General features: G+C 73.3%; 24 protein-coding genes. 10 read left to right on the forward strand and 14 right to left on the reverse strand.

From position 1 onward, the window contains the following. Positions 1-345: 345 nt before the first annotated feature. Genes M8330_RS16555 through M8330_RS16575 form a run of 5 tightly spaced genes read left to right on the forward strand, consistent with a single transcriptional unit; the run spans position 346 to position 8890 of the window. Positions 346-2331 (forward strand): alpha-1,4-glucan--maltose-1-phosphate maltosyltransferase, encoded by a 1986-nt coding sequence (locus tag M8330_RS16555; RefSeq protein WP_250828226.1) that lies wholly within the window; start codon positions 346-348, stop codon positions 2329-2331. After that, positions 2328-4157 (forward strand): maltose alpha-D-glucosyltransferase, encoded by a 1830-nt coding sequence (gene treS / locus M8330_RS16560; protein ID WP_250052519.1) that lies wholly within the window; start codon positions 2328-2330, stop codon positions 4155-4157. The genes M8330_RS16555 and treS overlap by 4 nt, the downstream gene beginning before the upstream one ends. Next, positions 4154-5626 carry a maltokinase N-terminal cap-like domain-containing protein gene (locus M8330_RS16565; RefSeq protein WP_250828227.1) on the forward strand — a complete coding sequence of 491 codons (1473 nt, stop codon included), beginning with the start codon at positions 4154-4156 and terminating at the stop codon, positions 5624-5626. Before treS ends, M8330_RS16565 begins: the two co-directional genes overlap by 4 nt. Beyond that, positions 5623-7917, forward strand: a complete 2295-nt coding sequence (gene glgB / locus M8330_RS16570; protein ID WP_250828228.1) for a 1,4-alpha-glucan branching protein GlgB — start codon at positions 5623-5625, stop codon at positions 7915-7917. Before M8330_RS16565 ends, glgB begins: the two co-directional genes overlap by 4 nt. A gap of 52 nt (positions 7918-7969) precedes the next feature. Next, positions 7970-8890, forward strand: coding sequence for an NUDIX hydrolase (locus tag M8330_RS16575; protein WP_250828229.1), 921 nt, complete (start codon positions 7970-7972; stop codon positions 8888-8890). Here M8330_RS16575 and M8330_RS16580 read toward each other — a convergent pair. Further along, positions 8887-9807 carry an EamA family transporter gene (locus M8330_RS16580; RefSeq protein ID WP_250828230.1) on the reverse strand — a complete coding sequence of 307 codons (921 nt, stop codon included), beginning with the start codon at positions 9805-9807 and terminating at the stop codon, positions 8887-8889. The two genes, M8330_RS16575 and M8330_RS16580, sit on opposite strands and share 4 nt — an antisense overlap. Positions 9808-9881: 74 nt before the next feature. On the opposite strand from M8330_RS16580, the gene M8330_RS16585 reads away from it, so the two are divergent. Next, a complete protein-coding gene (locus tag M8330_RS16585; protein ID WP_250828231.1) occupies positions 9882-10784 on the forward strand; it encodes a LysR family transcriptional regulator in 903 nt (300 codons plus the stop codon). Between the two features lies 1 nt (position 10785). Here M8330_RS16585 and M8330_RS16590 read toward each other — a convergent pair whose 3' ends face one another. From M8330_RS16590 to M8330_RS16630, 9 genes are all read right to left on the reverse strand, one after another. Further along, the gene (locus tag M8330_RS16590; RefSeq protein ID WP_250828232.1) at positions 10786-11574 is read right to left on the reverse strand and encodes an EI24 domain-containing protein; all 789 of its coding nucleotides are present in this window, start codon (positions 11572-11574) and stop codon (positions 10786-10788) included. A 3-nt stretch (positions 11575-11577) separates the two neighbouring features. Beyond that, a complete protein-coding gene (locus M8330_RS16595) occupies positions 11578-12528 on the reverse strand; it encodes a co-chaperone YbbN (RefSeq protein ID WP_250828233.1) in 951 nt (316 codons plus the stop codon). Positions 12529-12577: 49 nt separating this feature from the next. Further along, positions 12578-13822, reverse strand: coding sequence for an acetyl-CoA hydrolase/transferase family protein (locus M8330_RS16600; protein ID WP_250828234.1), 1245 nt, complete (start codon positions 13820-13822; stop codon positions 12578-12580). Between the two features lie 74 nt (positions 13823-13896). Then, on the reverse strand, positions 13897-14295 hold the full coding sequence (locus M8330_RS16605; RefSeq protein ID WP_250828235.1) for a VOC family protein: 399 nt from the start codon (positions 14293-14295) through the stop codon (positions 13897-13899). 6 nt (positions 14296-14301) lie between these two features. Further along, positions 14302-14820 carry a PH domain-containing protein gene (locus tag M8330_RS16610; RefSeq protein WP_250052536.1) on the reverse strand — a complete coding sequence of 173 codons (519 nt, stop codon included), beginning with the start codon at positions 14818-14820 and terminating at the stop codon, positions 14302-14304. A 13-nt stretch (positions 14821-14833) separates the two neighbouring features. Continuing rightward, the gene (locus M8330_RS16615; protein WP_250052537.1) at positions 14834-14989 is read right to left on the reverse strand and encodes a hypothetical protein; all 156 of its coding nucleotides are present in this window, start codon (positions 14987-14989) and stop codon (positions 14834-14836) included. A gap of 130 nt (positions 14990-15119) precedes the next feature. After that, the gene (locus M8330_RS16620) at positions 15120-15362 is read right to left on the reverse strand and encodes a hypothetical protein (RefSeq protein WP_250828236.1); all 243 of its coding nucleotides are present in this window, start codon (positions 15360-15362) and stop codon (positions 15120-15122) included. Positions 15363-15431: 69 nt separating this feature from the next. Beyond that, positions 15432-16436, reverse strand: a complete 1005-nt coding sequence (gene meaB, locus M8330_RS16625) for a methylmalonyl Co-A mutase-associated GTPase MeaB (protein WP_250828237.1) — start codon at positions 16434-16436, stop codon at positions 15432-15434. Next, a complete protein-coding gene (locus M8330_RS16630) occupies positions 16420-17610 on the reverse strand; it encodes an acetyl-CoA C-acetyltransferase (protein WP_250828238.1) in 1191 nt (396 codons plus the stop codon). The genes meaB and M8330_RS16630 overlap by 17 nt, the downstream gene beginning before the upstream one ends. A 173-nt stretch (positions 17611-17783) precedes the next feature. On the opposite strand from M8330_RS16630, the gene mce reads away from it, so the two are divergent. Beyond that, a complete protein-coding gene (gene mce, locus M8330_RS16635) occupies positions 17784-18230 on the forward strand; it encodes a methylmalonyl-CoA epimerase (RefSeq protein ID WP_250828239.1) in 447 nt (148 codons plus the stop codon). A gap of 24 nt (positions 18231-18254) precedes the next feature. Here mce and M8330_RS16640 read toward each other — a convergent pair whose 3' ends face one another. Genes M8330_RS16640 through M8330_RS16655 form a run of 4 tightly spaced genes read right to left on the reverse strand, consistent with a single transcriptional unit; the run spans position 18255 to position 21815 of the window. After that, the gene (locus M8330_RS16640; RefSeq protein WP_372490247.1) at positions 18255-18875 is read right to left on the reverse strand and encodes a response regulator transcription factor; all 621 of its coding nucleotides are present in this window, start codon (positions 18873-18875) and stop codon (positions 18255-18257) included. Next, on the reverse strand, positions 18869-19915 hold the full coding sequence (locus tag M8330_RS22550; RefSeq protein WP_250828240.1) for a sensor histidine kinase: 1047 nt from the start codon (positions 19913-19915) through the stop codon (positions 18869-18871). Before M8330_RS22550 ends, M8330_RS16640 begins: the two co-directional genes overlap by 7 nt. Beyond that, positions 19912-20739 carry an ABC transporter permease gene (locus M8330_RS16650; RefSeq protein WP_250828241.1) on the reverse strand — a complete coding sequence of 276 codons (828 nt, stop codon included), beginning with the start codon at positions 20737-20739 and terminating at the stop codon, positions 19912-19914. The genes M8330_RS22550 and M8330_RS16650 overlap by 4 nt, the downstream gene beginning before the upstream one ends. Further along, on the reverse strand, positions 20736-21815 hold the full coding sequence (locus M8330_RS16655; protein WP_250828242.1) for an ABC transporter ATP-binding protein: 1080 nt from the start codon (positions 21813-21815) through the stop codon (positions 20736-20738). The genes M8330_RS16650 and M8330_RS16655 overlap by 4 nt, the downstream gene beginning before the upstream one ends. Before the next feature lie 202 nt (positions 21816-22017). Here M8330_RS16655 and ccrA point away from each other — a divergent pair, with 202 nt between their 5' ends. The 3 genes from ccrA (at position 22018) to M8330_RS16670 (ending at position 26023) form a co-directional block, all read left to right on the forward strand. Next, positions 22018-23355 carry a crotonyl-CoA carboxylase/reductase gene (ccrA, locus tag M8330_RS16660; RefSeq protein ID WP_250052548.1) on the forward strand — a complete coding sequence of 446 codons (1338 nt, stop codon included), beginning with the start codon at positions 22018-22020 and terminating at the stop codon, positions 23353-23355. A gap of 224 nt (positions 23356-23579) precedes the next feature. Continuing rightward, a complete protein-coding gene (locus tag M8330_RS16665; RefSeq protein WP_250828243.1) occupies positions 23580-24851 on the forward strand; it encodes a coiled-coil domain-containing protein in 1272 nt (423 codons plus the stop codon). Positions 24852-24853: 2 nt separating this feature from the next. Continuing rightward, entirely contained in the window at positions 24854-26023 is a 1170-nt protein-coding gene (locus tag M8330_RS16670; protein WP_250828244.1) for an AI-2E family transporter, read from the forward strand. The last annotated feature ends 137 nt before the right edge of the window (positions 26024-26160 follow it).

Raw genomic sequence — 26160 nt, forward strand, 5'->3', positions numbered from 1 at the left:
AGCACCCCGAGGGCGGCCCTCGCCGGTGGTGTCGAGACACGACCTCGTCGTTCCTCGACCTCCGGTGGGGGCCTCCCCGCGTCTGGGCCGACGATGACCGGGGCGAGGAGAGCCAACCCCCGGGCCACGTCGGAGGTCGAGGAAGGACCGACGTCGGGAGCCACCCGGTGGTGCACCATCCAGGGTCTCGACGTGCGCTCGTCGCCCGCGCTCCTCGCTGCTCGACCTCCGGTGCTCCTGACCGCCCCAGGGCCGAGGTGGGAGGGGGTGCGGGTCACGCAGACCACGCTCACTCCCCCGTGGGGTGGCTTGCAGCGGGTGGGCGGGCACGGTTGGGTAGGTCACATGGTCGGACGCATCCCCGTCATGAACGTGATGCCCCTGGTGGACCTCGGGCGCCAACCTGCCAAGGCCACCGTGGGAGAGCCGCTGCCGGTGACGGCGACGGTCTTCCGCGAGGGGCACGACAGGCTGGCCGCCGAGGTCGTGCTGGTGGCACCGGACGGGTCGCGCCGCGCCCCCGTGCGGATGACCAAGCACGCGACCGTGCCCGACTCCTACAGCGCCTGGGTCACCCCCGACCTGGGTGGTGCGTGGGGCTTCGAGGTGCACGCCTGGTCCGACCCGCTGGCCACGTGGGAGCACGCCGCCGGTGTCAAGATCCCCGCCGGGGTCGACGTCGAGCTGATGTTCACCGAGGGCAAGCTGCTCTTCGACCGGGTCCGCGCCTCGCTGCGCGCGGACCAGACGTTCGAGATGGACGTGCTCGACGGCGCCGTCCTGGCCGCCACCGACACGGGCCGCCCGGCCGAGGCCCGGCTCGCGGCGCTCCAGGACCCGGAGCTCGCGTCGGTGCTGCACGCCAACCCGATCCGCGAGCTGGTCACCGTCGAGGGCCCCTTCCCGCTCTACGCCGACCGCCCGCGGGCCCTGTTCGGCTCCTGGTACGAGTTCTTCCCCCGCTCCGAGGGCGCGAGCATCGACGAGGAGACCGGAAAGGTCGTCAGCGGCACGTTCCGCACCGCCGTCTCCGGCCTCGAGCGCGCGGCCCGCATGGGCTTCGACGTCGTCTACCTGCCGCCGATCCACCCGATCGGCGAGGTCAACCGCAAGGGTCCGAACAACACGCTGACCCCCGGCCCGGACGACCCGGGGTCGCCCTGGGCCATCGGCTCCAAGGACGGCGGGCACGACGCGATCCACCCCGACCTGGGCACCATCGAGGACTTCGACGCGTTCGTGGCCCGCGCCCGGGAGCTCAACCTCGAGATCGCCCTCGACCTGGCGCTCCAGGCCGCCCCCGACCACCCGTGGGCCACCGAGCACCCGGAGTTCTTCACCACCCGGGCGGACGGCACGATCGCCTACGCCGAGAACCCGCCGAAGAAGTACCAGGACATCTACCCGGTCAACTTCGACAACGACCCCCGCGGCATCTGCGCGGAGGTCCTGCGGGTGGTCCGCTACTGGATGAGCCACGGCGTCCGCGTCTTCCGCGTCGACAACCCCCACACCAAGCCGGTGGCGTTCTGGGAGTGGCTGCTCGGCGAGGTCCGCAGCACCGACCCCGACGTCCTGTTCCTCTCCGAGGCCTTCACCCGCCCGGCGATGATGCACGGCCTGGGCGCGGTGGGCTTCCACCAGTCCTACACGTACTTCACCTGGCGCACGGGCAAGACGGAGATCGAGGAGTACCTCACCGAGGTCGCCACCGAGTCCGACCACCTGATGCGGCCGAACTTCTTCGTCAACACCCCCGACATCCTGCACGGCTTCCTCCAGTACGGCGGCCCGGCGGCGTTCAAGATCCGGGCGGCGCTGGCGGCGACCTCCAGCCCCTCGTGGGGCGTCTACTCCGGCTACGAGCTGTTCGAGCACGTGGCGCTGAAGCCGGGCAGCGAGGAGTACCTCGACACCGAGAAGTTCCAGATCAGGGTGCGCGACTGGGCCGGTGCGGAGGCCGAGGGCCGCACGCTCATGCCCTACCTGACCCGGTTGAACGAGACCCGACGCGCGCACAAGGCCCTCCAGCTGCTGCGCAACACGACCATCCACTACAGCGACGACGACAGCGTGCTCGTCTACGCCAAGCAGGCCGTGCCGGGCGACCCCGCGAGCGACACCGTCGTCGTGGTGATCAACCTCGACCCGCACGCGGTGCACGAGACCACGGTCCACCTCGACGTCGAGGCCCTCGGGCTGGGCGAGTCCACGTTCACCGTCCACGACGAGATCACCGGCGCGGAGTGGACCTGGGGCCAGCACAACTACGTGCGGCTGGACCCGTTCACCGAACCCGCGCACGTCCTCGTCGTGAAGGGAGCCCGATGAGCACCGACCAGACCAGCCCCGAGCACCTCGACCCGACCGGCACCAGCCCCACCGCCGTCCCCGACGGCCCGCCGCTGGCGGAGGACCCGGTGGTCGACGGCACCACCGACTCCGGCGTGGACGCCGAGTCCGCCGGCCGCCCGCAGCCGGACTGGTTCAAGACGGCCGTCTTCTACGAGGTGCTCGTCCGCTCCTTCCGCGACTCCAACGGCGACGGCACCGGCGACTTCCGCGGCCTGGTCGAGAAGCTGGACTACCTCCAGTGGCTCGGCGTCGACTGCCTCTGGATCCCGCCGTTCTTCCCCTCCCCGCTGCGCGACGGCGGCTACGACGTCGCCGACTACACCGGGGTGCTGCCGGCGATCGGCACGATCGAGGACTTCCACTACTTCCTGGACGAGGCGCACAAGCGCGGCATCCGCGTGATCATCGACTTCGTCATGAACCACACCAGCGACCAGCACCCGTGGTTCCAGGCCAGCCGCTCGGACCCGGACGGGCCGTACGGCGACTTCTACGTCTGGTCCGACAGCGACGACCTCTACTCCGAGGCCCGGATCATCTTCGTCGACACCGAGCCCTCGAACTGGACGTGGGACCCGGTGCGCCAGCAGTACTTCTGGCACCGGTTCTTCTCCCACCAGCCCGACCTGAACTTCGACAACCCGGCCGTGCACGACGCGATCACCGACGCGCTGCGGTTCTGGTTCGACATGGGCCTGGACGGGTTCCGCCTGGACGCGGTGCCCTACCTCTACGAGCGCCCGGGCAGCAACGGCGAGAACCTGCCCGAGACCCACGACTTCCTCAAGAAGATCCGCAAGGTCGTCGACGACGAGTACCCCGGCCGCGTCCTGCTGTGCGAGGCCAACCAGTGGCCGCAGGACGTCGTGGAGTACTTCGGTGACTTCGAGGCCGGCGGCGACGAGTGCCACATGGCCTTCCACTTCCCCGTGATGCCCCGCATCTTCATGGCGGTGCGCCGGGAGTCGCGCTACCCGATCTCGGAGATCCTCGAGCAGACGCCGGAGATCCCCAGCAACTGCCAGTGGGGCATCTTCCTGCGCAACCACGACGAGCTCACGCTCGAGATGGTCACGGACGAGGACCGCGACTACATGTGGCAGGAGTACGCCAAGGACCCGCGGATGAAGGCCAACATCGGCATCCGCCGCCGGCTGGCCCCGCTGCTGGAGAACGACACCAACCAGATCGAGCTGTTCAACGCGCTGCTGCTCTCGCTGCCGGGGAGCCCGGTGCTCTACTACGGCGACGAGATCGGCATGGGCGACAACATCTGGCTCGGTGACCGCGACGGCGTGCGCACGCCGATGCAGTGGACGAGCGACCGCAACGCCGGGTTCTCCTCGGCCAACCCCGGCCGGCTCGACCTGCCGGTGGTCCAGGACGCCATCTACGGCTACGAGTCGGTCAACGTCGAGGCACAGATGGAGAACCCGTCCTCCCTGCTGCACTGGACGCACCGGATGATCCACGCCCGCCGGCACCACCCGTCCTTCGGCCTGGGCGAGTTCCACGACCTGGGCGGCTCGAACGCCTCGGTGCTCTCCTACGTGCGCGAGTGGACCGACCCCGAGACCGGCGCCGAGGACGTCATCCTCTGCGTCAACAACCTCTCCCGCTTCCCGCAGCCCGTCGAGCTGGACCTGCGCCGCTTCGAGGGCCGTCGGCCCGTGGAGCTGCTCGGCAACGTCGAGTTCCCCGTCATCGGCGAGCTGCCCTACCTGCTGACGCTGGCCGGCTACGGCTTCTACTGGTTCCGGCTGCCGGCGGCACCGACCCCGGAGGAGGGACCGCTGCTGTGAGCGACGCACCGGCTCCGTTCACCGGCCCGGTCGACCACGTCGACCCGGCCGTCATCGCCGACTACCTCGGCCGGACCCGCTGGTTCGGCGGCAAGGGCCGACCGTTCGAGGTCAGCCAGGTCTACCGGATCGGCCACGTGCCCGGCACCGCCGAGGGCGGCCCGGTCGCGGTGCTCAACCACCTCGTCGAGCTCACCTACGCGGACGTGCCGGCGGGCGCCGCCGAGGGCGAGGACGGCGAGCAGGCCGTCGAGGTCTACCAGGTGCCGCTGGCCTTCTACACCGACGCCGAGTCCCGCCTCGAGCACGCCTTCATCGGCTGGTGGGAGGAGCCCGGCCTGGGCTGGGTGCACGTCTACGACGCGGTGCACGACCGCGAGGCGATGGCCGCGTGGCAGCGCACCTTCTTCGACGCCTACGAGACCGGCGAGGCGCACGACGCGGCGTCGGGGCTCACCTTCCGCCGGCTGCCCGGCTACGAGATCGACCCGGACGCCCGCGCGTCGCTGTTCTCCGGCGAGCAGTCGAACTCCACCGTGATGTTCGGCGAGGACGCGATCCTCAAGGTCTTCCGCAAGCTCACCCCGGGCCGCAACCCTGACATCGAGATCCACGAGGTGCTGACCCGTGCCGGGTGCGCCAACGTGGCCGCGCTGTACGGCTGGATCGACTGGACGCACCCGCGCACCGGGGAGATCTGGCAGCTCTCGATGCTCCAGCAGTTCCTGCGCACCGCCTCGGACGGCTGGGACCTGGCGCTCAACAGCGTCCGCACCCTCTTCTCCGACCCCGAGACGCGGGCGTCGGCCTCCGGCGGCGACTTCGCCGGCGAGGCGACGCGGCTGGGCGAGGCGCTGCGCGAGGTGCACGACACCCTCGCCGAGCACTTCGGCACCAGCGAGAAGGACGCCGGCGCGCTGGCCGCCCTCATGGGCCGCCGCCTCGGCGCGGCGGCCGCCGTCGTCCCGGCCCTGGAGGAGCACCGCGAGGGTCTGCTGCGCACCTTCGGCGCCGTCGCCGACCAGGGGCTGCTCACCACGCAGCGGGTGCACGGAGACCTGCACCTGGGCCAGACCCTGCGCACGTCGCTGGGCTGGAAGATCGTCGACTTCGAGGGCGAGCCCGCCAAGACCCTCGCCGAGCGGGTGCTGCCCGACTCCCCGTGGCGGGACGTGGCGGGCATGCTGCGCTCCTTCGACTACGCCCCGCGGGTGGTGGAGCGCACCTGGTCCGAGGACGACCCCGAGGGCACCGAGGCCCGGCAGGCACGGGCCGCCGAGTGGGCGAACCGGGCCAAGAACCACTTCCTGGTGGCCTACACCGGCGGTGAGGTGACCGAGGCCCAGCGGACGCTGCTCGACGCCTACGTCGCCGACAAGGCCGTCTACGAGACCGTGTACGAGACCCGCAACCGTCCGACCTGGGTGGACATCCCGCTCCAGGCCGTCGCGGAGATCGGAGAGTCATGACCGAGAGCACCCCCGGCAGCAGCACGGGCAAGAGCACCAGCCCGAGCACCAGCCCCGCCCCGAGCACTGCCCCGAGCACTGCCCCGAGCACTGTCCCGAGCACCGACCCGCAGCCCCTCCCGGTGGCCCGCGACGTCCTCGAGCAGCTGGCCCGTGGCGAGCACGGCGACCCGCACGGCGTCCTGGGCGTCCACCCGCACGACGGGGCGGTGACGGTGCGCGTGCTGCGTCCGCTGGCGACGTCGGTCGCCGTGTCCGGCGCGTGGGGCACCACCGAGCTGGCCCACGAGCACGAGGGCGTCTGGGTGGCGGTGCTGCCGGTCGCCGAGGTGCCCGAGTACCGCGTCGGCGTCTCCTACGGCGGCGACCCGACCACCTTCGACGACCCCTACCGGTGGCTGCCCACCGTGGGCGAGATGGACCTGCACCTGTTCAACGAGGGCCGCCACGAGCAGCTGTGGGACGTGCTCGGCGCCAACGTGCGCAGCTACGAGACGGCGGCCGGCACCGTGACGGGCACGTCGTTCGCGGTGTGGGCGCCGCACGCCCGCGGGGTGCGTCTCAAGGCCGACTTCAACAGCTGGGACGGCCGCGAGCACCCGATGCGCCAGCTCGGCACCTCGGGTGTGTGGGAGCTGTTCGTCCCCGGCGTCGGGGCCGGCGCCACCTACAAGTACGCGCTGCTCACGCAGGAGGGTCACTGGCTGGAGAAGGCCGACCCGATGGCCGGCTGGGCCGAGCAGCCGCCGCTGACCGCCTCCCGCGTGCACGCGACCACCTACGAGTGGGGCGACGACGCCTGGATGGCCACCCGGGGGGAGAAGACCCCCACCGAGGCGCCGATGAGCTGCTACGAGGTGCACCTGGCCTCGTGGAAGAAGAACTACGACGGCACCCTGTGGACCTGGGAGCAGATGGCCGACGACCTCGCCGCCTACGTCGGCGACCTCGGCTTCACCCACGTCGAGCTGATGCCGGTCATGCAGCACCCGTTCGGCGGCTCCTGGGGCTACCACGTCACCTCCTACTTCGCCCCCGACAGCCGCTTCGGCGACCCCGACGGGTTCCGCCGGCTCGTCGACCGGCTGCACCAGCACGGCGTGGGCGTCATCCTCGACTGGGTGCCCGGCCACTTCGCCACCGACGAGTGGGCCCTGGCCCGCTTCGACGGCACCCCGCTGTACGAGGACCCCAACCCGCAGCGCGGCTGGCACAAGGAGTGGGGCTCCCACATCTTCAACTTCGGCCGGCACGAGGTGCGCAACTTCCTCTACGCCAACGCCGTGTACTGGCTCGAGGAGTTCCACGCCGACGGCCTGCGCGTCGACGGCGTCGCCTCGATGCTCTACCTGGACTACTCCCGCGAGGACGGGGAGTGGAGCCCGAACAAGTTCGGCGGCCGCGAGAACCTCGAGGCGGTGCAGTTCCTCCAGGAGATGAACGCGACCGTCTACCGGCGGGTGCCCGGCATCGTCACGATCGCCGAGGAGTCCACCGCCTGGCCGGGCGTCACGCGCCCCACGTCCTCCGACGGCCTCGGGTTCGGCTTCAAGTGGAACATGGGCTGGATGCACGACTCGCTGGACTACGTGGCCAAGGACCCGGTCTACCGGCGCTACCACCACGGCGAGATGACGTTCTCGCTGGTCTACGCGTTCAGCGAGAACTACGTGCTGCCGATCAGCCACGACGAGGTCGTCCACGGCAAGGGCTCGCTGCTGCGCAAGATGCCCGGCGACCGCTGGCAGCAGCTGGCCAACCTGCGCGCCTACCTGGGCTTCATGTGGGCCCACCCCGGCAAGCAGCTGCTGTTCATGGGCTCGGAGTTCGGCCAGGAGTCGGAGTGGGCGGAGTCCCGCGAGCTCGACTGGTGGCTGCTGGAGAACCCCGACCACGCCGGCGTCCGCGACCTCGTGCGGGACCTGAACCACGCCTACTCCGCCAGCCCAGCCCTGTGGGGCCGCGACCAGGACCCGGCCGGGTTCACCTGGATCGACGGCGGGGACGCGGACCGCAACGTCTTCTCCTTCATCCGGCGCACGCCGGGCGAGCCCGACGTGGTCTGCGTCAGCAACTTCTCCGCCACCCCGCACGACCTGCGGCTGGGCCTGCCCGCGGCGGGCGCGTGGGACGAGCTCGTCAACACGGACGCGGTGGGCTACTGCGGCTCGGGCGTGGGCAACCTCGGCCGGATCACCGGGGTGACCGGTGAGTGGTCGGGCCAGCCGGCGCACGCGGACGTGGTCGTGCCGCCGCTGGCGACGGTGTGGTTCCGCCGCAGCGAGTCCTGAGCCACACCCGGCCAGGCCCGTGCGGATGCGCGGGCCTGGCTAGGGTGGGCGCGTGACCTCCCAGCCCACGCTCACCGACGGCACGGTCACCCTCCGCCCCGCCCGCAGCCCGGACCCGTCCCGGCTGGCCTTCTACGTCGTGCTCGGGCAGGACCAGACGATCGGCACCACCACCGTCGTCCTCACCGACCCCGGCACCGCCGCGCTGGGCGTGGACCTCTCGGAGCGGGCCCGCGGGCACGGCTACTCGGTCCGCAGCCTGCGGATGCTGGTGGACTGGTGCCTGGCGGCCAAGCGGGACGACGGCCTCGGCCTGGAGCGGGTCGAGGCGTGGATCCCCGAGAACGACGAGCGGGCGCTCATCGTCGCCACCCGGGTGGGGATGCGCCGCGAGGGGGTCCGCCGCCGCGTCCGCGACGGTGGCGAGGCGCCCGAGGGGCACGTGGTGCTGGCCCGGCTGGCCACGGACCCGCCGCTCACCGAGCCCGGCGCCTTCCGGTCGCTGCTCAACTCGTTCCTGCCCCGCAAGCGGGCCATCGCGCAGATGCTCGTGCGCTCCTCGGAGCAGGGCGAGCCGCGGGTGCTGATGTGCCAGCTCACCTACAAGACCGACTGGGACCTGCCCGGCGGCGTCGTCGAGGTCAACGAGTCACCGCGCATCGCGGTCGCGCGCGAGGTCGAGGAGGAGCTCTCCCTCACCCTGGACGCCGGCTGCCTGCTGCTGACCGACTGGCTGCCGCCCTGGAACGGCTGGGACGACGCCCTCTGCCTCGTCTTCGACGGCGGGACGATCGACCCCGGTGACCTGGACGGCCTGGTGCTCCAGGCCCGGGAGATCCGCTCCGTGCGGCTCTGCACCCTCGCGGAGGTCCGCGAGCACGCCACCGACTTCACCGCCCGCCGCGTGGAGGCCGCGCTGGCCGGCCTGCGGGGCGAGGGCCCGGGCTACACCGAGTCCGGGCACGCGCTCTAGGAGCGAGCGGGCAGGACCTGCTCGGCTGCCGCCTCGGCGGTGACCGGGGCCGGCACGGCCGTGGCCCGCCGTCCGCCCCGCATCGCCAGCAGCGCGCCGGCGACCAGGAGCACTCCCCCGGCGACCTCGCCCGCCGTCGGCACGGCACCGCGCGCGGCCCAGGTGCCCAGCATGGCCACCGGCGGCACCAGCAGGATCCACGGGACGACGGACGCGGCCGGGTTGCGCGCCAGCAGCGAGTTGAAGATGCCGTACCCGACCCAGGAGGCGAGCGCGGCCGTGTACAGCGTGCTCAGCGCGGCCGCCCAGCCGAACGCCTGGAGGCCGTCGACGATCCCGTCGGTGCCGTCGAGCAGCCAGGAGAGCGCGAGCACGGGCAGCGGCACGACGGTGGCCGACCAGACGGTGAGCGAGAGGCCGCCGGGCACCTTGGCGGCGCGCGAGACCACGTTGCCGATGCCCCACGAGAGGGCGCCGAGGACGCAGAGCAGCAGGGCCGCGAGCGGCACCCCGCCCCCGCGCCCCAGGGCGACGACCGCGAGACCCGCCGCCCCCACCACCATGCCGACGACCTGGAGCCGCGAGGGCGTCTCCCGCAGCACCAGCGCCGCGATCGCGGTGGTGAACAGCACCTGGGCCTGGAGCACCAGCGCGGCGAGGCCGGCGGGCAGCCCGGCGGCCATGGAGACGTAGAGGAACCCGAACTGGCCCACGCTCATGAACCCGCCGACCAGCGCCAGGGTGCGCCACGAGACGTCCGGCTTGGGCAGCCAGAGCACCGGCAGCAGCACGACGACGAAGCGGATCGCCAGGAACAGCAGCGGCGGCACGTCCCCGCGGCCCAGGTCGATCGCCACGAAGTTCAGCCCCCAGCAGAGGACGACGACGAGCATCAGGGTGGTGTCGCGGCGGTTCATGGCAACGATCGTCGCCGACCACAACCATGCAGCACCAGCGAATAGAGGTGCATCTCATTCGGTAGCATCGCTGCATGATCGATCTGGAGGCGCTGCGCTCGCTGCGGGCCGTGGCCGAGGAAGGCTCGGTCGTCGCCGCCGCGGCCGCGCTCGGCTACACGCCCTCGGCGGTCTCCCAGCAGGTCAAGCGGCTGGAGCGGGACACGGGCCTGCCCATGCTCGAGCGGGTCGGACGCGGCGTGGTGCTCAGCCGCGCGGGCGCGCAGCTGGTGGAGGACGGCACCCGGCTGCTCACCGACCTGGAGTCGCTGGAGTCCGACCTGCACCGCCAGGCCGAGCAGGCGGCGGGCCACCTGCGGCTGGGCACGTTCTCGACCGCCACCCGTGGCCTCGTCGCCCCCGCGCTGGCCGCCCTGGCGACGAGCGAGCCGCTGCTGCGGGTCACCGTCACCGAGCTGGAGCCGTGGGACGCCATCGCCCACGTCGCCACCGGGCGCCAGGACGCGGCGGTCGTGCACGCGTGGGGCGACGTGGCCCTCGACGTCCCCGAGCACCTGGAGCGCACGGTGGTGATGCGGGAGCGGGCCGACCTCGTCGTCCGCCCCGACCACCCGTTCGCGGGCCGGGAGTCCGTGACCGCGCGCGACCTCCTGGGTGTCACCTGGGTGGCCACCCCCGAGGGCACGATCTGCCGCCAGTGGCTCTCGCGGATGTACGACGGCACCGGCGCCCGACCGCGGGTGGCGCACGTGGCCGGGGAGTTCGACTCCCACCTGGCGCTGGTCGCGGCGGGCCTCGGCGTCTCCCTCGTGCCGCGGCTGGGCCGCTCCGACCTGGCGGCCGTGCCGGGTGGTCCACTGGTGGCGGTGCCGGTGGTCGAGCCCGTGCCGACGCGCACCGTCTCCTTCGTCTCGCGACGCTCGATGGCCGGCTCCCCCGCCGTCACCGCGCTGCGCGAGGCGCTCTCCCGCGGCTGAGTCAGCCCGCGGCCGTGGCCTGCGCGAGGAACCGGCGCGAGCGCGGGTCGCCGAGCAGGTCGCGCGCGAGCGTGGTGGAGCCGACGACCGCGGCCGGCATCACGGCCACCCCGCCGAACGGCACCAGGAAGCAGACCTGGGTGGCCACGCCGTAGCCCAGGACGGCGGCGCGGTGGCCGCGCAGAAGCTCGCGCCGGGCCGCCCGGTCGACGCCGCGGGCCTCCAGCGGCCGGTTCAGCAGCTCCGAGCCGAGCAGCCACCCGGAGACGAGGACGCCGAGGACGGTGCCGACCACCCCGCCCAGGAACGGCACGAGGCCGAGCACGAACAGCCCGACGCCGGTGGCCAGCCCGAGGATCAGCAGGACGCCGGCGTCCCGGGCCGAGGCCCAGAAGCCGAGCCCGTCACCGTCGGGGGCGTCCCCGAGGATCTCCTCAGTGGCCCGCCAGATCCGCTCGTAGAAGGGGTCGCCCACGGTGAGCGTGAGCGCGGTGAAGGTGAGCACCGCGAGCACCGAGGCCCCCACGAACGTCACCAGGCCCAGGCCGACGCGCAGCGCGACCCGGCCGGCGTCCGCCCACCCGTCGGCGAACGGGGTGGCCCAGGCGACCAGGTCGCCCAGAGTCAGCAGCAGCGTCACCAGCAGCGCGCCCACGACGAGCAGCACCAGCAGCGCCGGGAGCATGCCGAGCACCATCAGGCCGGGGCGGCGGCGCCACATCCCGAAGCCGCCCAGCAGGTGCTGGGCGCCGTCGAGGAACCCGGGCACCGGGGCGGGGACGGCCGGCACGGGTCAGAAGAGCGCGGAGGCCAGGTTCTGCCGCCCGCGCAGCACGCGGGCGTCGTCGTTGCCCACGGCCGCGAAGAGGCCGAGGAGGTGCTCGCGGGCCTTGGTGCGGTCGTCGCCGGCGGTGCGGCGGACGAGGTCGACGAGGCGGTTGAAGGCGTCGTCCACGTGCCCGCCGAGCATGTCGAGGTCGGCGCAGAGCGTCTGGGCGTCGACGTCGTCGGGGTCCGCGGCCGCGGCGGCGCGCGCGGCGTGGAGGTCGACGCCCTGGGTGCGCTGCAGCACCTTCGCCATGGCCAGCCCGGCGGCGGCCTCGGCGTCGGCCGGGTTGGCCTTGACCAGTTTCTCGTACTCGGCCACGGCGGCGTCGACGTCACCGGCGGCGAGGGCGTCCTGGGCGGGCGCGTAGCGCGGGTCGACCGTGTCCTCCTCGCCCTCGGCCGCCGGGCCGGCGTGCAGCGGCTGGTGGCGGCCGGTCATGCCGGCGGCGGTGAGCTGCTGGAGCACCTGCTGGAGCATCTGGCGCAGCGAGTCGATCGGCACCGCGTCCTGGAGCAGCGGCTGGGGGCGTCCGTCGATGATCGCCACCACGAACGGCACCGAGGGCACCTGCACGGCCTGCGCCAGCTGCGGCGCGGCGTCGACGTCCACGAGGCCGGCGAGCACCCGGCCCTCCAGCTCCTCGACGACGGTCGCCAGGTCGGAGGCGAGCTGGGAGGACTCCGGCATCCGCTGCGGGGAGTGGAAGGCCAGCAGGACGGGAGCCGTCATCGAGGCCTCGACGACCTGCTGGAAGTTCTGCTCGGTGACCTCGAGCGCGTAGGAGTGCGAGCCGCCACCGGCGGGGGCCTCGCCGGCGCCACCGGGAGCCGGGGCGCCGGCCGGCGACGACGTCGGCGCGGACTTCAGCGCGGACAGGTCGATGGCACCGGGGCGGGAGAACGGCTGCTGCGTCATGGCTCCATCCTAGGGAGACCGACCGGGTGGTCGAATCGCCCGGTGGGGCTCAGGTCGGGATCGCGGAGCCCGCCGGCAGCAGTCCGAGGGCGATCGCCTCCTCGGTGAGCTCGTCGCGCACCTGCGGGTGCGCGGCGTGCGCGATGAGGTTGCGCGCCTGCTCGCCCTGGCTGCGGCCGAACACCTCGGCGACGCCGTGCTCGGTGATCACCGCGGAGACCTGGAAGGAGGTCACCGGCTCGTCGACCAGCGGCACGATCGTGGAGACGTCCGCCTTGGGGTGCCACGACTTCAGCGCGAGCAGGGCCTGCCCGCCGGGGCTGTGCAGGGCGCCGACGATGAAGTCGGTCTGGCCGCCGAAGCCGGAGTGGATGCGAGCGTTGAGGCGCGAGGCGTTCGCCTGGCCGAACAGGTCGACCTGGAGGGCGGTGTTGACGCCGACCATCCGCGAGTTGCGGGCGATCAGCCCGGGGTCGTTGGAGGTCTCGGTGCGGATCATGTGGATGCGCGGGTTGTCGTCGACCCAGTCGAGCAGCTCGGCGCTGCCGAACAGGAAGGACGCCTGCACGGGCACGTCCGGGTCGAGCGCGCCGGCCTTCTCCAGCGCCAGCACGGAGTCGGAGAACATCTCGGTCCACACCCGCAGGCCGCGTCGGTCGGTGAGGCCGCGCAGCGCGGCGTCGGGCACGGCGCCGATGCCGGCCTGGAGGGTCGAGCCGTCGCTGACCCGGTCGGCCACGAGTCCGCCGATCAGCCGGCTGCCGGCGTCCAGGGCGATCTCCGGGGCCAGCGGCACGGCGTCGTCCGCCTCGATCACGAGGTCGACGACGTCGAGGTCGACCAGCGCGTCGCCGGTGGTCCACGGGATGTTCTCGTTGACCTGGACGACGACCTTGCCGCCGCCCGCGCGGCAGGCCTCGATCGCGGCGGGCAGCACGTTGACCTCGACGCCCAGCGAGACCCTGCCGTGGCGTGGCCGGGTGGTGTGCAGCAGGACGAGGTCGGGCACGAGCGTCGTCTTGAGCACCGTCGGCACCAGCGACAGCCGGGCCGGCACGTAGTGCAGTCGCGGGCTGCGTCGCTGCCCGGCCCCCACGAAGCAGGTCTCCAGCACGACGCCCTCGTGGTCGGGCAGGCCCCGCTGACCGTTCAGCGCCCACAGCCGGTAGGTGCGGCCGGCGGCCTGCATGGCCTCGTCGAGCAGGCCGAGGGCGTGCCAGGGGGTCGCGTGGTTCCCGGTGACGACCACGCGCGGGTCGTCGGGGAGCTCGGACAGCAGTGTCGTCAGGTCCACTCCCCCATGGGACACCCGGGCCCGGCCCCCTGCGGAGGGACGGAGGTCCCGATGCCGGTGAGACACCGGTTACCTCAGGCAGGAGGCGCGACGATCTCGATCTCGAACCCCTGCTCGTTCTCCAGGAAGAGTGCGCGGTGCGCGGGCCCTCCCGCGTGCGGGTAGCGCTCGGCGAACATCTCGCACCACCCGTGTGCGGCCGCGTCGGCCCGGACGTCGTCCAGGACGGCCGAGGTCGGGGCGTGCAGCGCGAGGTGGTTCATGCCGGCACGCAGGCGGTCGTGGACCTCGTCCGTGACGGCCGGCGACTGCTCGAGCACGAGGTAGGTCCCGTCCGTGTACGTCCAGGTGCGCCCGCGGTCCCAGGCGTCCCCGTCTCGCCACCCGAGCCTGCCGAGCAGCCACCCCCAGGCCTGCTCGACGGCCGCCAGGTCACCGGTCCACAGCTCGACGTGGTGCAGCGCGGAGGACATGGCCGGTCAGACCCGCGGGCCGCGCAGGCCGGCGCGCTGCACCACGCGCTGGATGGTGAGGTCGCGCTGGTCGGGGCGTCCTACGAAGCGGATGTCGCGCAGGCCCTGCTCCTGGGCGGCGGACTCGAAGACGAAGTGGCCGTAGCCGAGGAGTCGCCCGAGCAGCGGCTTGGTGACGGAGATGTCGAGGATGCGGCTCAGGGGCATCGTGGAGAGCTGGCGGTTGAGCACGCCGTGGACGCGGAAGACCCGCATGTTCGTGATCACGAACCGGTCGACCCGCTCGGAGAGGAAGCCCCAGGTGGCGCGGACCGCGAGCACGAGGAAGAGCACGAGCGGCAGCCAGGCGATCTCCACCCGGGCGAAGGGCACGGTGCACAGCAGCGCGACGCCGAGGACGCCCTCGGCGACGGGGCGGACGTAGGCGACCCAGTGGTGGGTGACCTCGTCGACGATGACCTCGCCCTCCTCGCGCAGCAGGTGGCGGGAGATGCGGGGGTCCCCCAGCGCGGTCAGCAGGCCCATGGACGCGCCTGCGTCAGCGGGCGAACCCGTTGATGACGTCGACGAGGGAGCCGAAGAAGGCCAGCACGGCACCGACGCCGGCCTGCACGGAGCTCGCGAACGTCTCGGGGCTGGTGACGACCCAGAACACCACGAACAGGACGATCAGCCAGGGCAGGAGCTTCTTCACAGGGGTTCTGTCCTCGGTCGGTGACGGGTCGGTCCCCGGGCAGGGAACTGTCCCATCTGTACCAGCAGCCACGTCGGTGACACGCGAGGCTCGCCGCCGGGGCGGCCGCGTCCCCAGGAGTGGGGACGCCTCAGCGGCGGCTCTCGAACGCCGCGACGTCCCGACGCGCCTTCTCCAGCCGGCGCCGCACGCGGACGGCGTTCCACGGGAAGAGGCCCCAGGTGTGGTGGGTGCCGACGACGTCGTCCCGGTCGAGGCCGGCCACCTGGTACTCCCGGGTCGAATACGAGGCCAGCCGCTGCGCGAACCGCTGGGACCAGACGGCGTCCGCGACGGCGAGGACCGGGAACAGGAGGAGCAGGAGCCAGACCATGACCCCATCCTGCCCGTGAGCGCCGTCACGTCAAGGCAGGCGTGGCGCCTGGCGTGGCGGGTCCGCCCCTCAGTCGCTGCCCGCCGGAGGACCCGCGCCGTCCACGGCCTCCAGGAGCACGTCGACGGCCGCGTGCACGGGCTGCTCCCCCGCAGCCACGGCGGCGGCGAGGTCGTCGAGGTGGCCGGCACCGCCGAGGCCGGTCCACCGGCGCCGCAGCTCGGCCACGGCCACCGCCTCGATCTCGGCCCGGGCCCGGGCGAGGCGTCGCCGCGCCAGCGCACCGGAGGCCTCGGCCCAGGCGCGATGCTCCTCCAGCGCCGCCAGCACCTCGGCCACGCCCTCACCGCGGGAGGCCACGGTGGAGAGGACGGGCGGCTCCCATACGCCGGGCTCGCGCTCGGCCATCGAGAGCGCCCCGCGGAGCTCGCGGCGCAGCCGACCGGCGCCGTCGGCGTCCGCCTTGTTCACGACGTAGAGGTCGCCGACCTCGAGGATGCCGGCCTTGGCGGCCTGGATACCGTCGCCCATCCCGGGGGCCAGCAGGACGACGGTGGTGTCGGCGAGCCCCGCGACCTCGACCTCGCTCTGCCCGACCCCGACCGTCTCCACGAGCACCACGTCGAAGCCGGCCGCGTCCAGCACCCGCACGGCCTGCGGGGTGGCGGCGGAGAGACCGCCGAGGTGGCCGCGCGAGGCCATCGAGCGCACGAGGACGCCGGCGTCGCCGGTGTGCGACTCCATGCGGATGCGGTCCCCCAGCAGCGCGCCGCCGGAGAACGGGGAGCTGGGGTCGACGGCGAGCACGCCGACGGTGCGCCCCGCGGCCCGCAGCGCGGAGACCAGCGCGCTGGTGGAGGTGGACTTGCCGACTCCGGGCGCGCCGGTCATGCCCACGACCTGCGCCCGGCCGGTGTGCGGCGCGAGCAGGGTCATCGCCTCGCGCAGGTGAGGTGAGTCCGTCTCGACGAGGCTCAGCAGGCGCGCGACGGCCCGGACCTGGCCGGCGCGGGCACGCGCGACCAGGTCCGGGACGTCGACGACCCGCCGACGGGGCTCAGGACTGCGGGACACGCACGATCAGGGCGTCACCCTGCCCGCCGCCACCGCACAGCGCGGCCGCACCGACGCCACCGCCGCGGCGCCGCAGCTCCAGCGCGAGGTGCAGCACGATGCGGGCACCCGACATGCCGACCGGGTGGCCCAGCGCGATGGCGCCGCCGTTGACGTTGACCTTCTCGGGGTCCAGGCCGAGCGCCCGGGTGGACTCGATGCCCACCGCCGCGAAGGCCTCGTTGAACTCCACCAGGTCGAGGGCGCCGGGCTCGATGCCCTCCTTGGCGCAGGCCTTGGCCGTGGCGTTGGCGGGCTGCATCTGCAGGCTGGAGTCCGGCCCGGCCACCATGCCGTGGGCGCCGATCTCGCACAGCCAGTCCAGGCCGAGCTCCTCCGCCTTGTCCTTGCTCATCACCACGACGGCGGCGGCGCCGTCGGAGATCTGGGAGGCCGAGCCGGCGGTGATGGTGCCGGTCCGCGAGAACGCCGGACGCAGGCGCCCCAGGGACTCGGTGGTCGTGTCGCCGCGCACGCCCTCGTCGACCGAGACGACGACCGGGTCGCCCTTCCGCTGCGGGATGGAGACCGGCACGATCTCCTCGTCGAAGACACCGTTCTTCTGCGCCGCCGCGGCCTTCTGGTGCGACTGCGCGGCGAAGGAGTCCTGCTCCTCGCGGGTCAGGGCCACGCCCTCGGCGTTGACGGCCTCGGTGAGCCCGCCCATCGCCTGCTGGGTGAGCTGGTCGTAGAGGGCGTCGTAGGCCATGGAGTCCACGAGCGTGGTGTCGCCGTACTTGAAGCCGGAGCGGGACTTCGGCAGCAGGTGCGGGGCGAGGGTCATCGACTCCATGCCGCCGGCCACGACGACGTCCGCCTCGCCCGCGCGGACCAGCTGGTCGGCGTAGGCGATGGCGTTGATGCCGGAGAGGCAGACCTTGTTGATCGTGATCGAGGGGACGGCCTGCGGGAGGCCGCCGGCGATCCCGGCGCTGCGCGCGGGGTTCTGGCCGGCGCCGGCCTGGATGACCTGGCCCATGACGAGGTAGTCGACCTGGTCGCCGGTCACGCCGGCCTTCTCCAGGGCGCCTGCAATGGCGACGCCGCCCAGGTCGGCGGCCGAGAGCGTGGACAGGCCGCCCAGCAGGCGGCCGATCGGGGTACGGGCACCGGCGACGATGACGGATGCGGACATGGTTCCTCCTGCGCGGGACGACGGCGGGCGGGGGCCGGTGTGACCCGCGCCCCTCGCGAGGCTACCCACGGTGTCCCGTGGGCGCGCGGGCCACCACCGGCACCGGAGTGGCACACGTCACAGCATGACGTTCGGCCGTTGCCAGCCCGTCGCACCGGCAGCATGCTCGCCCCATGACCGCTGCTCCGCTCGTCCCCGCGAACCTCTTCACCGCCATCGACCACGTCGGCATGGCGGTGCCGGACCTGGACGAGGCGATCGCCTTCTACCGCGACGTCTACGGCATGACGCTCCAGCACGAGGAGACCAACGTCGAGCAGGGCGTGCGCGAGGCGATGATGGCGGTCGGCGACTCGACCTCCTGCGTGCAGCTGCTGGCGCCGCTGGACGAGTCCTCCACGATCGCGAAGTTCATCGACCGCAACGGCGTCGGCTGTCAGCAGATCGCCTACCGCGTCACCGACGTCGAGGCGGTCTCCGCGACGCTGCGCGAGCGCGGACTGCGGCTGCTCTACGAGGAGCCGCGCCGCGGCACCAGCGACTCCCGGATCAACTTCGTGCACCCCAAGGACGCCGGCGGCATCCTCGTCGAGCTGGTGGAGCCGGCCGCCGCCCACTGACCGGCGTTCCGAGGCCGGTCAGATCTAGCCGCGGTCGCGCGCCACCCGCGCGGCCTCGACCCGGGTCGTGGTGCCGGTCTTGCCGATCGCGGCCGAGAGGTGGTTGCGCACGGTGCCGCCGGACAGGTGCAGGTCGGCGGCGATCGTGGCCACCGGCGCCCCGCCCAGGGCCAGGCGCAGGACGTCGGCCTCGCGCTCGGTCAGCGGGCTCGCCCCGTCCAGCAGGGAGGCGGTGGCCAGCGTCGGGTCCACGACGCGCAGGCCCGCGTGCACCCGGCGCACCGCCTCGGCCAGCGCGTCGGCGGGGGTGTCCTTGACGACGAACCCGTCGGCGCCGGCCTCGAGCGCGCGCCGCAGGTAGCCGGGCCGCCCGAAGGTGGTCACCACGAGCACCCGGGGCCCGGCGGGACGCCGGGACGAGCGCGCAACCTGCCGGCACGCCTCGATGCCGTCGAGTCCCGGCATCTCGATGTCCAGCAGGCACACGTCGGGGGCGTGCGCGGCCACGGCGGCGGCCACCTCGTCCCCGCGGCCCACCTGGGCCACCACCTCGAGGTCGGGCTCGAGCGAGAGGAGCGCGGCCAGCGCGCCGCGCACCATGGCCTGGTCGTCGGCGAGCAGCAGCCGGATCGGCGCGCTCACCACAGCACCTCCAGCACGGTGCCGCCGCCCGGCCGGTCGGCGACCTCCAGCAGCCCGTCGACCGCGGCCACCCGCTCCCGCAGGCCGCGCAGCCCGTTGCCGGGGGCGCTGCCGCGCAGGCCCACGCCGTCGTCGAGCACGCGGACGCCGGCGGGCAGCAGCTCCACACGGCAGGCCGTGGCGTGGGCGTGGCGCACGACGTTGGTGACCGCCTCGCGCACGGCCCAGGCCGCGGCCGGGTGCAGCGCCGGGTCGAGCGCGCCGCCGTCGTCCGGCATCCGGGCGGCCACCCCGGCGGCCTCGAGCGCCGAGCGCGCCGCCGCCAGCTCGTCGGTGAGCACCGCGGCCCGCAGCCCGGTCACCGTGGCCCGCACCTCGGCGAGGGCCTCGCGCGCCAGGTCGCGCAGCTCACCGAGCTCGCGCCGGGCGGCCGCCGGGTCGGCCTCGACCAGCCGCTCGGCCAGCTCCGCCTTGAGCACCACCACGGTGAGGCTGTGCCCCAGCACGTCGTGGACGTCGCGGGCCACCCGCTCTCGCTCGGCGGTCACCGCCAGCTGCTCGGAGACCCCGCGCAGGGCGTCGCCACGGTCGGTGAGCTCGCGACCCACCGCCGTGCCGGCACCGACGGCCACCACGATCAGCGTGACCACCAGCCAGCCCTGCGAGGGGTCCAGCAGCCAGGGGGCGAGCAGGCCCAGCGCGACGACCCCGACCCACCAGAAGCACCACGGCCGCGGCAGGACGAACACGCCGTAGGACTGCAGGAACGGCAGGAACGAGACCACGCCCAGCCCGATCACCGGCACCAGGCCCAGGACGAGCCCCGCGAGGAGCGCGAGCACGACCAGGGAGGTGCGCGAGCCGGCGCCACCGGGCAGCTGCCAGACCCCGACGACGTAGGCCGCGGCGAAGCCGAGCGTGCCGAGGACGCCGAGCGCCGTGGCCGCGCCGCCCGCCGCGACCGCCTCGGAGAGCGGGAAGGCGAGGAAGACCAGCCAGACGAGCCAGAGCAGGCGGGCCGCCGGGAACGGCCGGGCCGTCACTGGCGGCTGCGGGCGCGACGCACCAGCAGCAGCGCCACCAGGCCGAACAGGACCGTCCACACGCTCACGTTAGCGATCAGCAGCCCCAGCGAGTCGTGGAACGCCGGGCCGGCGCCCATGCTCGTCCAGCCGTCGGTGAGCGGGTACCGGGCCAGGCCGACGTAGCCGTACATCGGGCTGAAGCGGGCGATGTCCAGCAGCACGCCGGAGAGCGGGTAGAAGACGTTGCCGAGGAACCCCAGGACCACCACCACGCCGCCGGTCGCGGCCACGGCCTGGTCGGTGCCGAAGCCCAGCCCGATCGCCAGCCCCAGCAGCGAGAACAGCGAGGCCCCCACGAGGACGACGGCCAGGCTGCCGAGCCAGGCCCCCATCGTGCCCTCGGCACCGAGGGCCAGCCCGAGCCCGTAGACCAGCAGGACCGGCAGGGACGCCAGGACCACGCCCGTCGCCGCCTTGGTGCCGACCCAGGTGAGGTCGGCCAGCGGCGTCAGCCCGAGCTGGCGACCCCAGCCCTGGGTGCGCTCCAGCGCCGCCCGTCCGCCCACGCCGACGGTGGCGGTCACCGCGCCGTAGGCGGCCATCGCGATCATCACGAACATCGCGAGGTTGCCGTGGCCGGCGGAGACGTCCGCGTACTCGGTGGAGGTGCCGAGCATGACGTAGAGGAACCCCGGCAGGCCGACGGAGAAGATCCAGGTGACCGGGTCGCGCAGGAGCCGCAGCAGCTCCAGCCGCAGCAGGGTCGGCGAGAGCGGTGCGACCCGCCCGGTGGGCGCGGGTGCCGGGACGGCGGTGGCTGCGGGTGCGGGCAGGGCGGTCATCGGGCCACCTCCGTGGCTGTGTGGGTGGCGGTGGGGTTGGCGGTGGGAGTGGTGCGGGCGGTGGTGGTGGTGGCGTCGGCGGTCAGCAGCAGGAAGGCGTCCTCGAGGGAACCGGGGGCAACCTCGAGGTCGTGCGCGCCCTCCACGTCCAGGACGAGGCGGGCCGCCGTGTCCGCGTCGTCGACGCGCAGCACCAGCCGCGGGCCGTCGGTGGCGGTGTCGAGCACGGCGACGCCGGCGCGGGCCAGCCGGGGCCGCAGGTCCGCCAGGGCGGTCCGGGCGGCGGCCGGGTCGGCCAGGGCGATCGAGACGGTGCGCCCGAGCGCCCGTGAGCGCACCTCCTGGGTGGGGCCGTCGGCGACGACGCGGCCGCGGGCCATCAGCACGGTGCGGTGGGCGAACGCCTCGGCCTCCTCGAGGTAGTGCGTGGCGAACACGATCGTGCGGCCGGCGGCGGCCTCGGCGTGCATGGCGTCCCAGAAGGCGCGCCGCGCCGCCACGTCCATCGCGGCGGTGGGCTCGTCCAGGACGAGCAGCGCCGGGTCGGCCAGGAGGGCGGCGGCGAACCGCACGCGCTGCTGCTCACCGCCGGAGCAGCGGGAGACCCGTCGTCCGGCGAGATGCGCGATGCCGGCGCGGTGCAGGGCGTCGTCGGCGGCCTCCGGGCCGCGCCGACCGGCCAGCCCCGGGTGGCAGGCCGCGAGGTAGCGCAACGTCTCTCCCACGGTCAGCGTGGGCAGCAGGCCGCCGGTCTGCAGCACCGCGCCGACGCGTCCGGCCCGCACCGCCTCGCGCGGGTCCAGACCGAGCACGCGGGCGGTGCCCCCGCTGGGGCGGGACAGGCCGAGGACCACGTCGAGGGTGGTCGTCTTGCCGGCGCCGTTGGGCCCCAGCAGGGCGACGACCTCGCCGGGGCGGACGAGCAGGTCGAGACCGTCGACGGCCACGACCTCCTCGCCGTGGGCGCTGCGGAAGGTGCGGCGCAGGCCGCGCAGGTCGACGGCGGCGTCACGGACGGCGCCGGTGGCGCCGGTGGCCCCGGTGGCCCCGGTGGTACGGGTGGCGTGGATGGTCATGTCCCCACCCTCGTCCGCGCGGAGCCCGGAAGGACCTGCGCGCCGTCACGTCCGGGCCGTGACGGATGTCAGGGGTGGACGGGACCGGACGGCCCGGGTCGGACGGCCCCGCTACCGTGAGACTCGCGTCACAGGAGCGGACGTCCGCGTCCGGCTACCGTGCACGCCACCCCACCCGCGGCACAGCCCGAAGGAGAGCACCGTGCAGCACATCCTCGACGCCATCATGGCTGGTGACACAGCCGGCGAGGACTTCGCGAACCTGTCCCTGCCCGAGTCCTACCGAGCGGCCTTCGTCAAGAAGGACGAGGTCGACATGTTCGAGGGAGTGCCCTCGAAGGAGAAGGACCCCCGCAAGTCCCTGCACGTCGACGAGGTCGCCATGCCCGAGCTGGGCCCCGGCGAGGCGCTCGTGGCCGTCATGGCCTCGGCCATCAACTACAACACCGTGTGGACCTCGATCTTCGAGCCGGTCTCCACGTTCGGCTTCCTGGAGCGCTACGGACGCCAGTCCGAGCTCACCAAGCGCCACGACCTGCCCTACCACGTGGTCGGCTCCGACCTGTCCGGCGTCGTGCTGCGCACCGGCCCGGGCGTGACCCGGTGGAAGCCGGGCCAGGAGGTCGTCGCCCACTGCCTCTCGGTGGAGCTGGAGGACCCCGACGGCCACGACGACACGATGCTCGACCCCCAGCAGCGCATCTGGGGCTTCGAGACCAACTTCGGCGGACTCGCACACGTGGCCCTGGTCAAGGCGAACCAGCTGATGCCGAAGCCGGACCACCTCACCTGGGAGGAGGCCGCCTCCCCCGGGCTGGTCAACTGCACCGCCTACCGCCAGCTGGTCTCCAAGAACGGCGGCGACATGAAGCAGGGCGACAACGTCCTCATCTGGGGTGCCTCCGGCGGCCTCGGCGGCTTCGCGACGCAGTACGCGCTCAACGGCGGCGCCACCCCGGTCTGCGTGGTCTCCAACGCGGAGAAGGAGAAGATCGCCCGCTCGATGGGCGCCGAGCTCGTCATCAACCGGGCGGAGGAGGGCTACAAGTTCTGGAAGGACGAGCGCACCCAGGACCCGAAGGAGTGGAAGCGGTTCGGCGCCAAGATCCGTGAGCTGACCGGCGGGGAGGACATCGACATCGTCTTCGAGCACCCCGGCCGCGAGACCTTCGGCGCCTCCGTCTTCGTGACCCGCAAGGGCGGCACCATCACCACGTGCGCCTCCACCAGCGGCTACATGCACGAGTACGACAACCGCTACCTGTGGATGAACCTCAAGAAGATCATCTCCAGCCACTTCGCCAACTACCGCGAGTCGTGGGAGGCCAACCGCCTCGTGGCCAAGGGCAAGATCCACCCGACCCTGTCGCGCACCTACACCCTCGACGAGGTGGGGCAGGCCAGCCTCGACGTCCACCACAACGCCCACCAGGGCAAGGTCGGGGTCCTGTGCCTGGCGCCCGAGGAGGGTCTCGGCGTCCGCGACCACGACATGCGCGACGCCCACCTCCCGGCGATCAACCGGTTCCGGGGCGTCTGACCAGGCACCCACCCGCCGGTCCGGCACCGGCGGCCGGCACAGCGTCCGACACAGCGGGGTCCTGTCGCCACGACAGGGCCCCGCTGTGCGTCCGCCGTCGGTGACGAGATTCCGCACGACATTCCGCGGACGGGGTTCGGTTTCGTCCGTGCGTGGGCAAGGATGGGCCCCGACCGGGCCCGGTGCGGGCCGCACGAGCCGATGAAGGACGGTATCCACCACCCATGAGCGACCAGGGGCTGTCGATCTTCGAGGACGAGCCGGAGCAGGGAGGGTCCGAGGACCGGACCCAGGTCATCCCTGCCGTGGGCGAGGACTCCCCGGGCTCTTCCGGCAGCACGAGCCGCTCCTCGTCCGGCACGGGTGGCCGGACCTCCGGCGGCCAGGCCGACCCGGCCGCCTCCACCGCGCCGGTGCCGACCGCGCCCCGCCACGGCACCCGCCCGGCCCCCGGCCAGCGCCCGGCCACGGTGCCCCCGTCGTTCCCCACGGTCCGCCGCGGCGGCTACGACTCCGCCGTCGTCGACGCCCGGGTGCGCCAGCTCGTCGAGGAGCGCGACCAGATCGCCGGCGAGCTCGAGTCCACCGCCTCGCGCACCTCGGTGCTCGAGGCCGAGCTGTCCAAGGTCAAGGCCGACCTCGCCGAGCGCGACAGCCCCTCCTACGCCGGGCTCGGCGGGCGCGCGTCGGCGATGCTGCGCCTGGCCGAGGAGGAGGCAGCCGAGGTCCGCGAGACCGCCGAGCGGGAGGCCGAGGAAATCATCGCGCAGGCCCACCGCGACGGCGACGCGATCCGCGCCGACGCCTCCCGCGAGGCCGAGGACATGCGCACCGTGCAGCTCAAGGAGCTGGACGAGGCCCGGGCCCGGACCACCGCCGACACCGAGCAGGAGCGGGCCCTGGCCCGCGCCGAGGCGGCCGACGTGCGCGCCTCCGCCCAGCGCGACGCCGACCAGCTGAAGCTGGCCGCCGAGCAGGAGACCACCGAGCTGCGCTCCTCTGCGCAGCGCCACGTCGAGCAGGCGCGCGCCGCCGCCGACCGCGAGGTCACCGAGGCCCGCCGCGCCCTGGCGGTGGAGAAGGAGCGGCTGGCCCGCGAGGCCACCGACCACCACGAGTCCACGATGGCCGAGACCAAGCGGCTCGTGGTCGAGGCCGAGCAGCGCGCCTCGTCCGCCGAGGAGCGGGCGCGGCAGGCCACCGAGCAGGCCACCTCCTACCGCGAGGGCGCCCAGACCGAGGCCGACGCCCTGCTCTCCCGCGCCCGCCGCGAGGCCGAGCAGATCGTCTCCTCCGCCCGCACCCAGGCGGAGTCGATCTCCTCCACGGGCCTGGCCGAGGCCGAGCGCGAGCGCAACAAGGTCCGCGCCGAGGTGGACCGGCTGCGCAAGCGCCGCGACGGCATCACCGCCCAGCTCGCCTCGCTGGCGGAGCTGGTCGGCAAGTTCTCCGGCGACGACTCCGAGGACACCGACACCGACAGCCAGGACGACTGAGCGTGCCGCAGGACCCCCACGTCCGCGCCGACGACGGCGCGGACGCGCTGGTCGACAGCGTCTCGGAGGCCACCGAGGCCCCCGAGGAGGGATCGGAGGCAGACGCCCCGACCCACGACCCCGAGCTCGGCACGCCCGGGCCGCCGTTCCGGCGCAGCCCGTTCCTCATCGGCTTCTTCGGCGCACTGGGCGCGTTCGTCGCCTGGTGGCTGGGCAGCCTCGTGCTCTCGATCGGCAGCACCCTGGTGCTGCTGGTCGTGGCGATGTTCCTGGCCGCCGGGCTCAACCCCGCGGTCGAGGCCCTCGAGAAGCGGCACGTGAAGCGCGGCCTGGCCGTGCTCCTGGTGATCGTCGGCGTGCTGGTGGCCTTCACCGGCTTCGCGTTCGCGCTCGTGCCGGTGATCACCGACCAGGTGACGGCCATCGGGCAGAGCGTGCCCGGCTGGGTCGACCAGCTGGAGTCCAACGACCGCATCCGCGAGATCAACGACCAGTTCGACATCCTCACCAAGGTGCAGGACTTCGTCACCGGCGGGTCGTTCATCTCCTCGATCTTCGGCGGCGTCCTCGGGGTCGGCATCGCCATCTTCAGCGCGCTGGCCAACGTCTTCTTCGTCGTCGTCCTCACGCTGTACTTCCTGGCCAGCATGCGGGCCACCAAGCACGCGCTCTACCAGCTCGCGCCGGCCTCGCGCCGCGACCGCGTCTCCCGCCTGGGCGACAAGGTCCTCGCCAGCGTCGGCGGCTACGTCGCCGGCGCGTTCGTGGTCGCCACCTGCGCGGGCCTCAGCTCGCTGATCTTCTTCTTCGTCGTCGGACTCTCCGAGTACGCCTTCGCCCTCGCGTTCGTCGTCGCGCTGCTCGACGTCATCCCCATGGTCGGCGCCACGCTCGGCGCCGTCGTGGTCACGCTCATCGGCTTCGCCGTCGACCCGACGATCGGCCTGGCGTGCCTGGTCTTCTACCTCGTCTACCAGCAGGTGGAGAACTACTTCATCTACCCGCGCGTGATGTCGCGCTCGGTCGACGTGCCCGGCGTCGTCACCGTCATCGCGGCACTGGTCGGCGCGGCGCTGCTCGGCGTGGTGGGCGCACTGCTGGCGATCCCCACGGCCTCGGCCCTGCTGATGCTGGCCCGCGAGGTGCTGATCCCCCGCCAGGACGCCCGCTAGCCCGCCCCCGCTAGAGCGTGTCTGCTTAATCCGGGCGTGGTGGTCGGCGATGGTTGACACATGTCGCGTGTGGCAGTGCTGAATGACGCTCAGTGGGAGCGGATCGAGTCGTTGATGCCGTCCTCGGATGGCCAGCG

Origin of the sequence: Nocardioides bruguierae (assembly GCF_023656415.1) — a bacterium.
Lineage (GTDB): Bacteria > Actinomycetota > Actinomycetes > Propionibacteriales > Nocardioidaceae > Nocardioides > Nocardioides bruguierae.

Bases quoted from the DNA above. Each gene is read 5' to 3' on its own strand.
- M8330_RS16665 (WP_250828243.1), top strand. From the start codon at position 23,580: ATGAGCGACCAGGGGCTGTCGATCTTCGAGGACGAGCCGGAGCAGGGA.
- M8330_RS16610 (WP_250052536.1), bottom strand. From the start codon at position 14,820: ATGGGCCTGCTGACCGCGCTGGGGGACCCCCGCATCTCCCGCCACCTG.
- glgB (WP_250828228.1), top strand. From the start codon at position 5,623: ATGACCGAGAGCACCCCCGGCAGCAGCACGGGCAAGAGCACCAGCCCG.
- M8330_RS16650 (WP_250828241.1), bottom strand. From the start codon at position 20,739: ATGACCGCCCTGCCCGCACCCGCAGCCACCGCCGTCCCGGCACCCGCG.
- M8330_RS16630 (WP_250828238.1), bottom strand. From the start codon at position 17,610: ATGTCCGCATCCGTCATCGTCGCCGGTGCCCGTACCCCGATCGGCCGC.
- M8330_RS16580 (WP_250828230.1), bottom strand. From the start codon at position 9,807: ATGAACCGCCGCGACACCACCCTGATGCTCGTCGTCGTCCTCTGCTGG.
- M8330_RS16595 (WP_250828233.1), bottom strand. From the start codon at position 12,528: ATGACGCAGCAGCCGTTCTCCCGCCCCGGTGCCATCGACCTGTCCGCG.
- M8330_RS16555 (WP_250828226.1), top strand. From the start codon at position 346: ATGGTCGGACGCATCCCCGTCATGAACGTGATGCCCCTGGTGGACCTC.
- M8330_RS16585 (WP_250828231.1), top strand. From the start codon at position 9,882: ATGATCGATCTGGAGGCGCTGCGCTCGCTGCGGGCCGTGGCCGAGGAA.
- treS (WP_250052519.1), top strand. From the start codon at position 2,328: ATGAGCACCGACCAGACCAGCCCCGAGCACCTCGACCCGACCGGCACC.
- M8330_RS16620 (WP_250828236.1), bottom strand. From the start codon at position 15,362: ATGGTCTGGCTCCTGCTCCTCCTGTTCCCGGTCCTCGCCGTCGCGGAC.
- M8330_RS16605 (WP_250828235.1), bottom strand. From the start codon at position 14,295: ATGTCCTCCGCGCTGCACCACGTCGAGCTGTGGACCGGTGACCTGGCG.
- mce (WP_250828239.1), top strand. From the start codon at position 17,784: ATGACCGCTGCTCCGCTCGTCCCCGCGAACCTCTTCACCGCCATCGAC.
- M8330_RS16655 (WP_250828242.1), bottom strand. From the start codon at position 21,815: ATGACCATCCACGCCACCCGTACCACCGGGGCCACCGGGGCCACCGGC.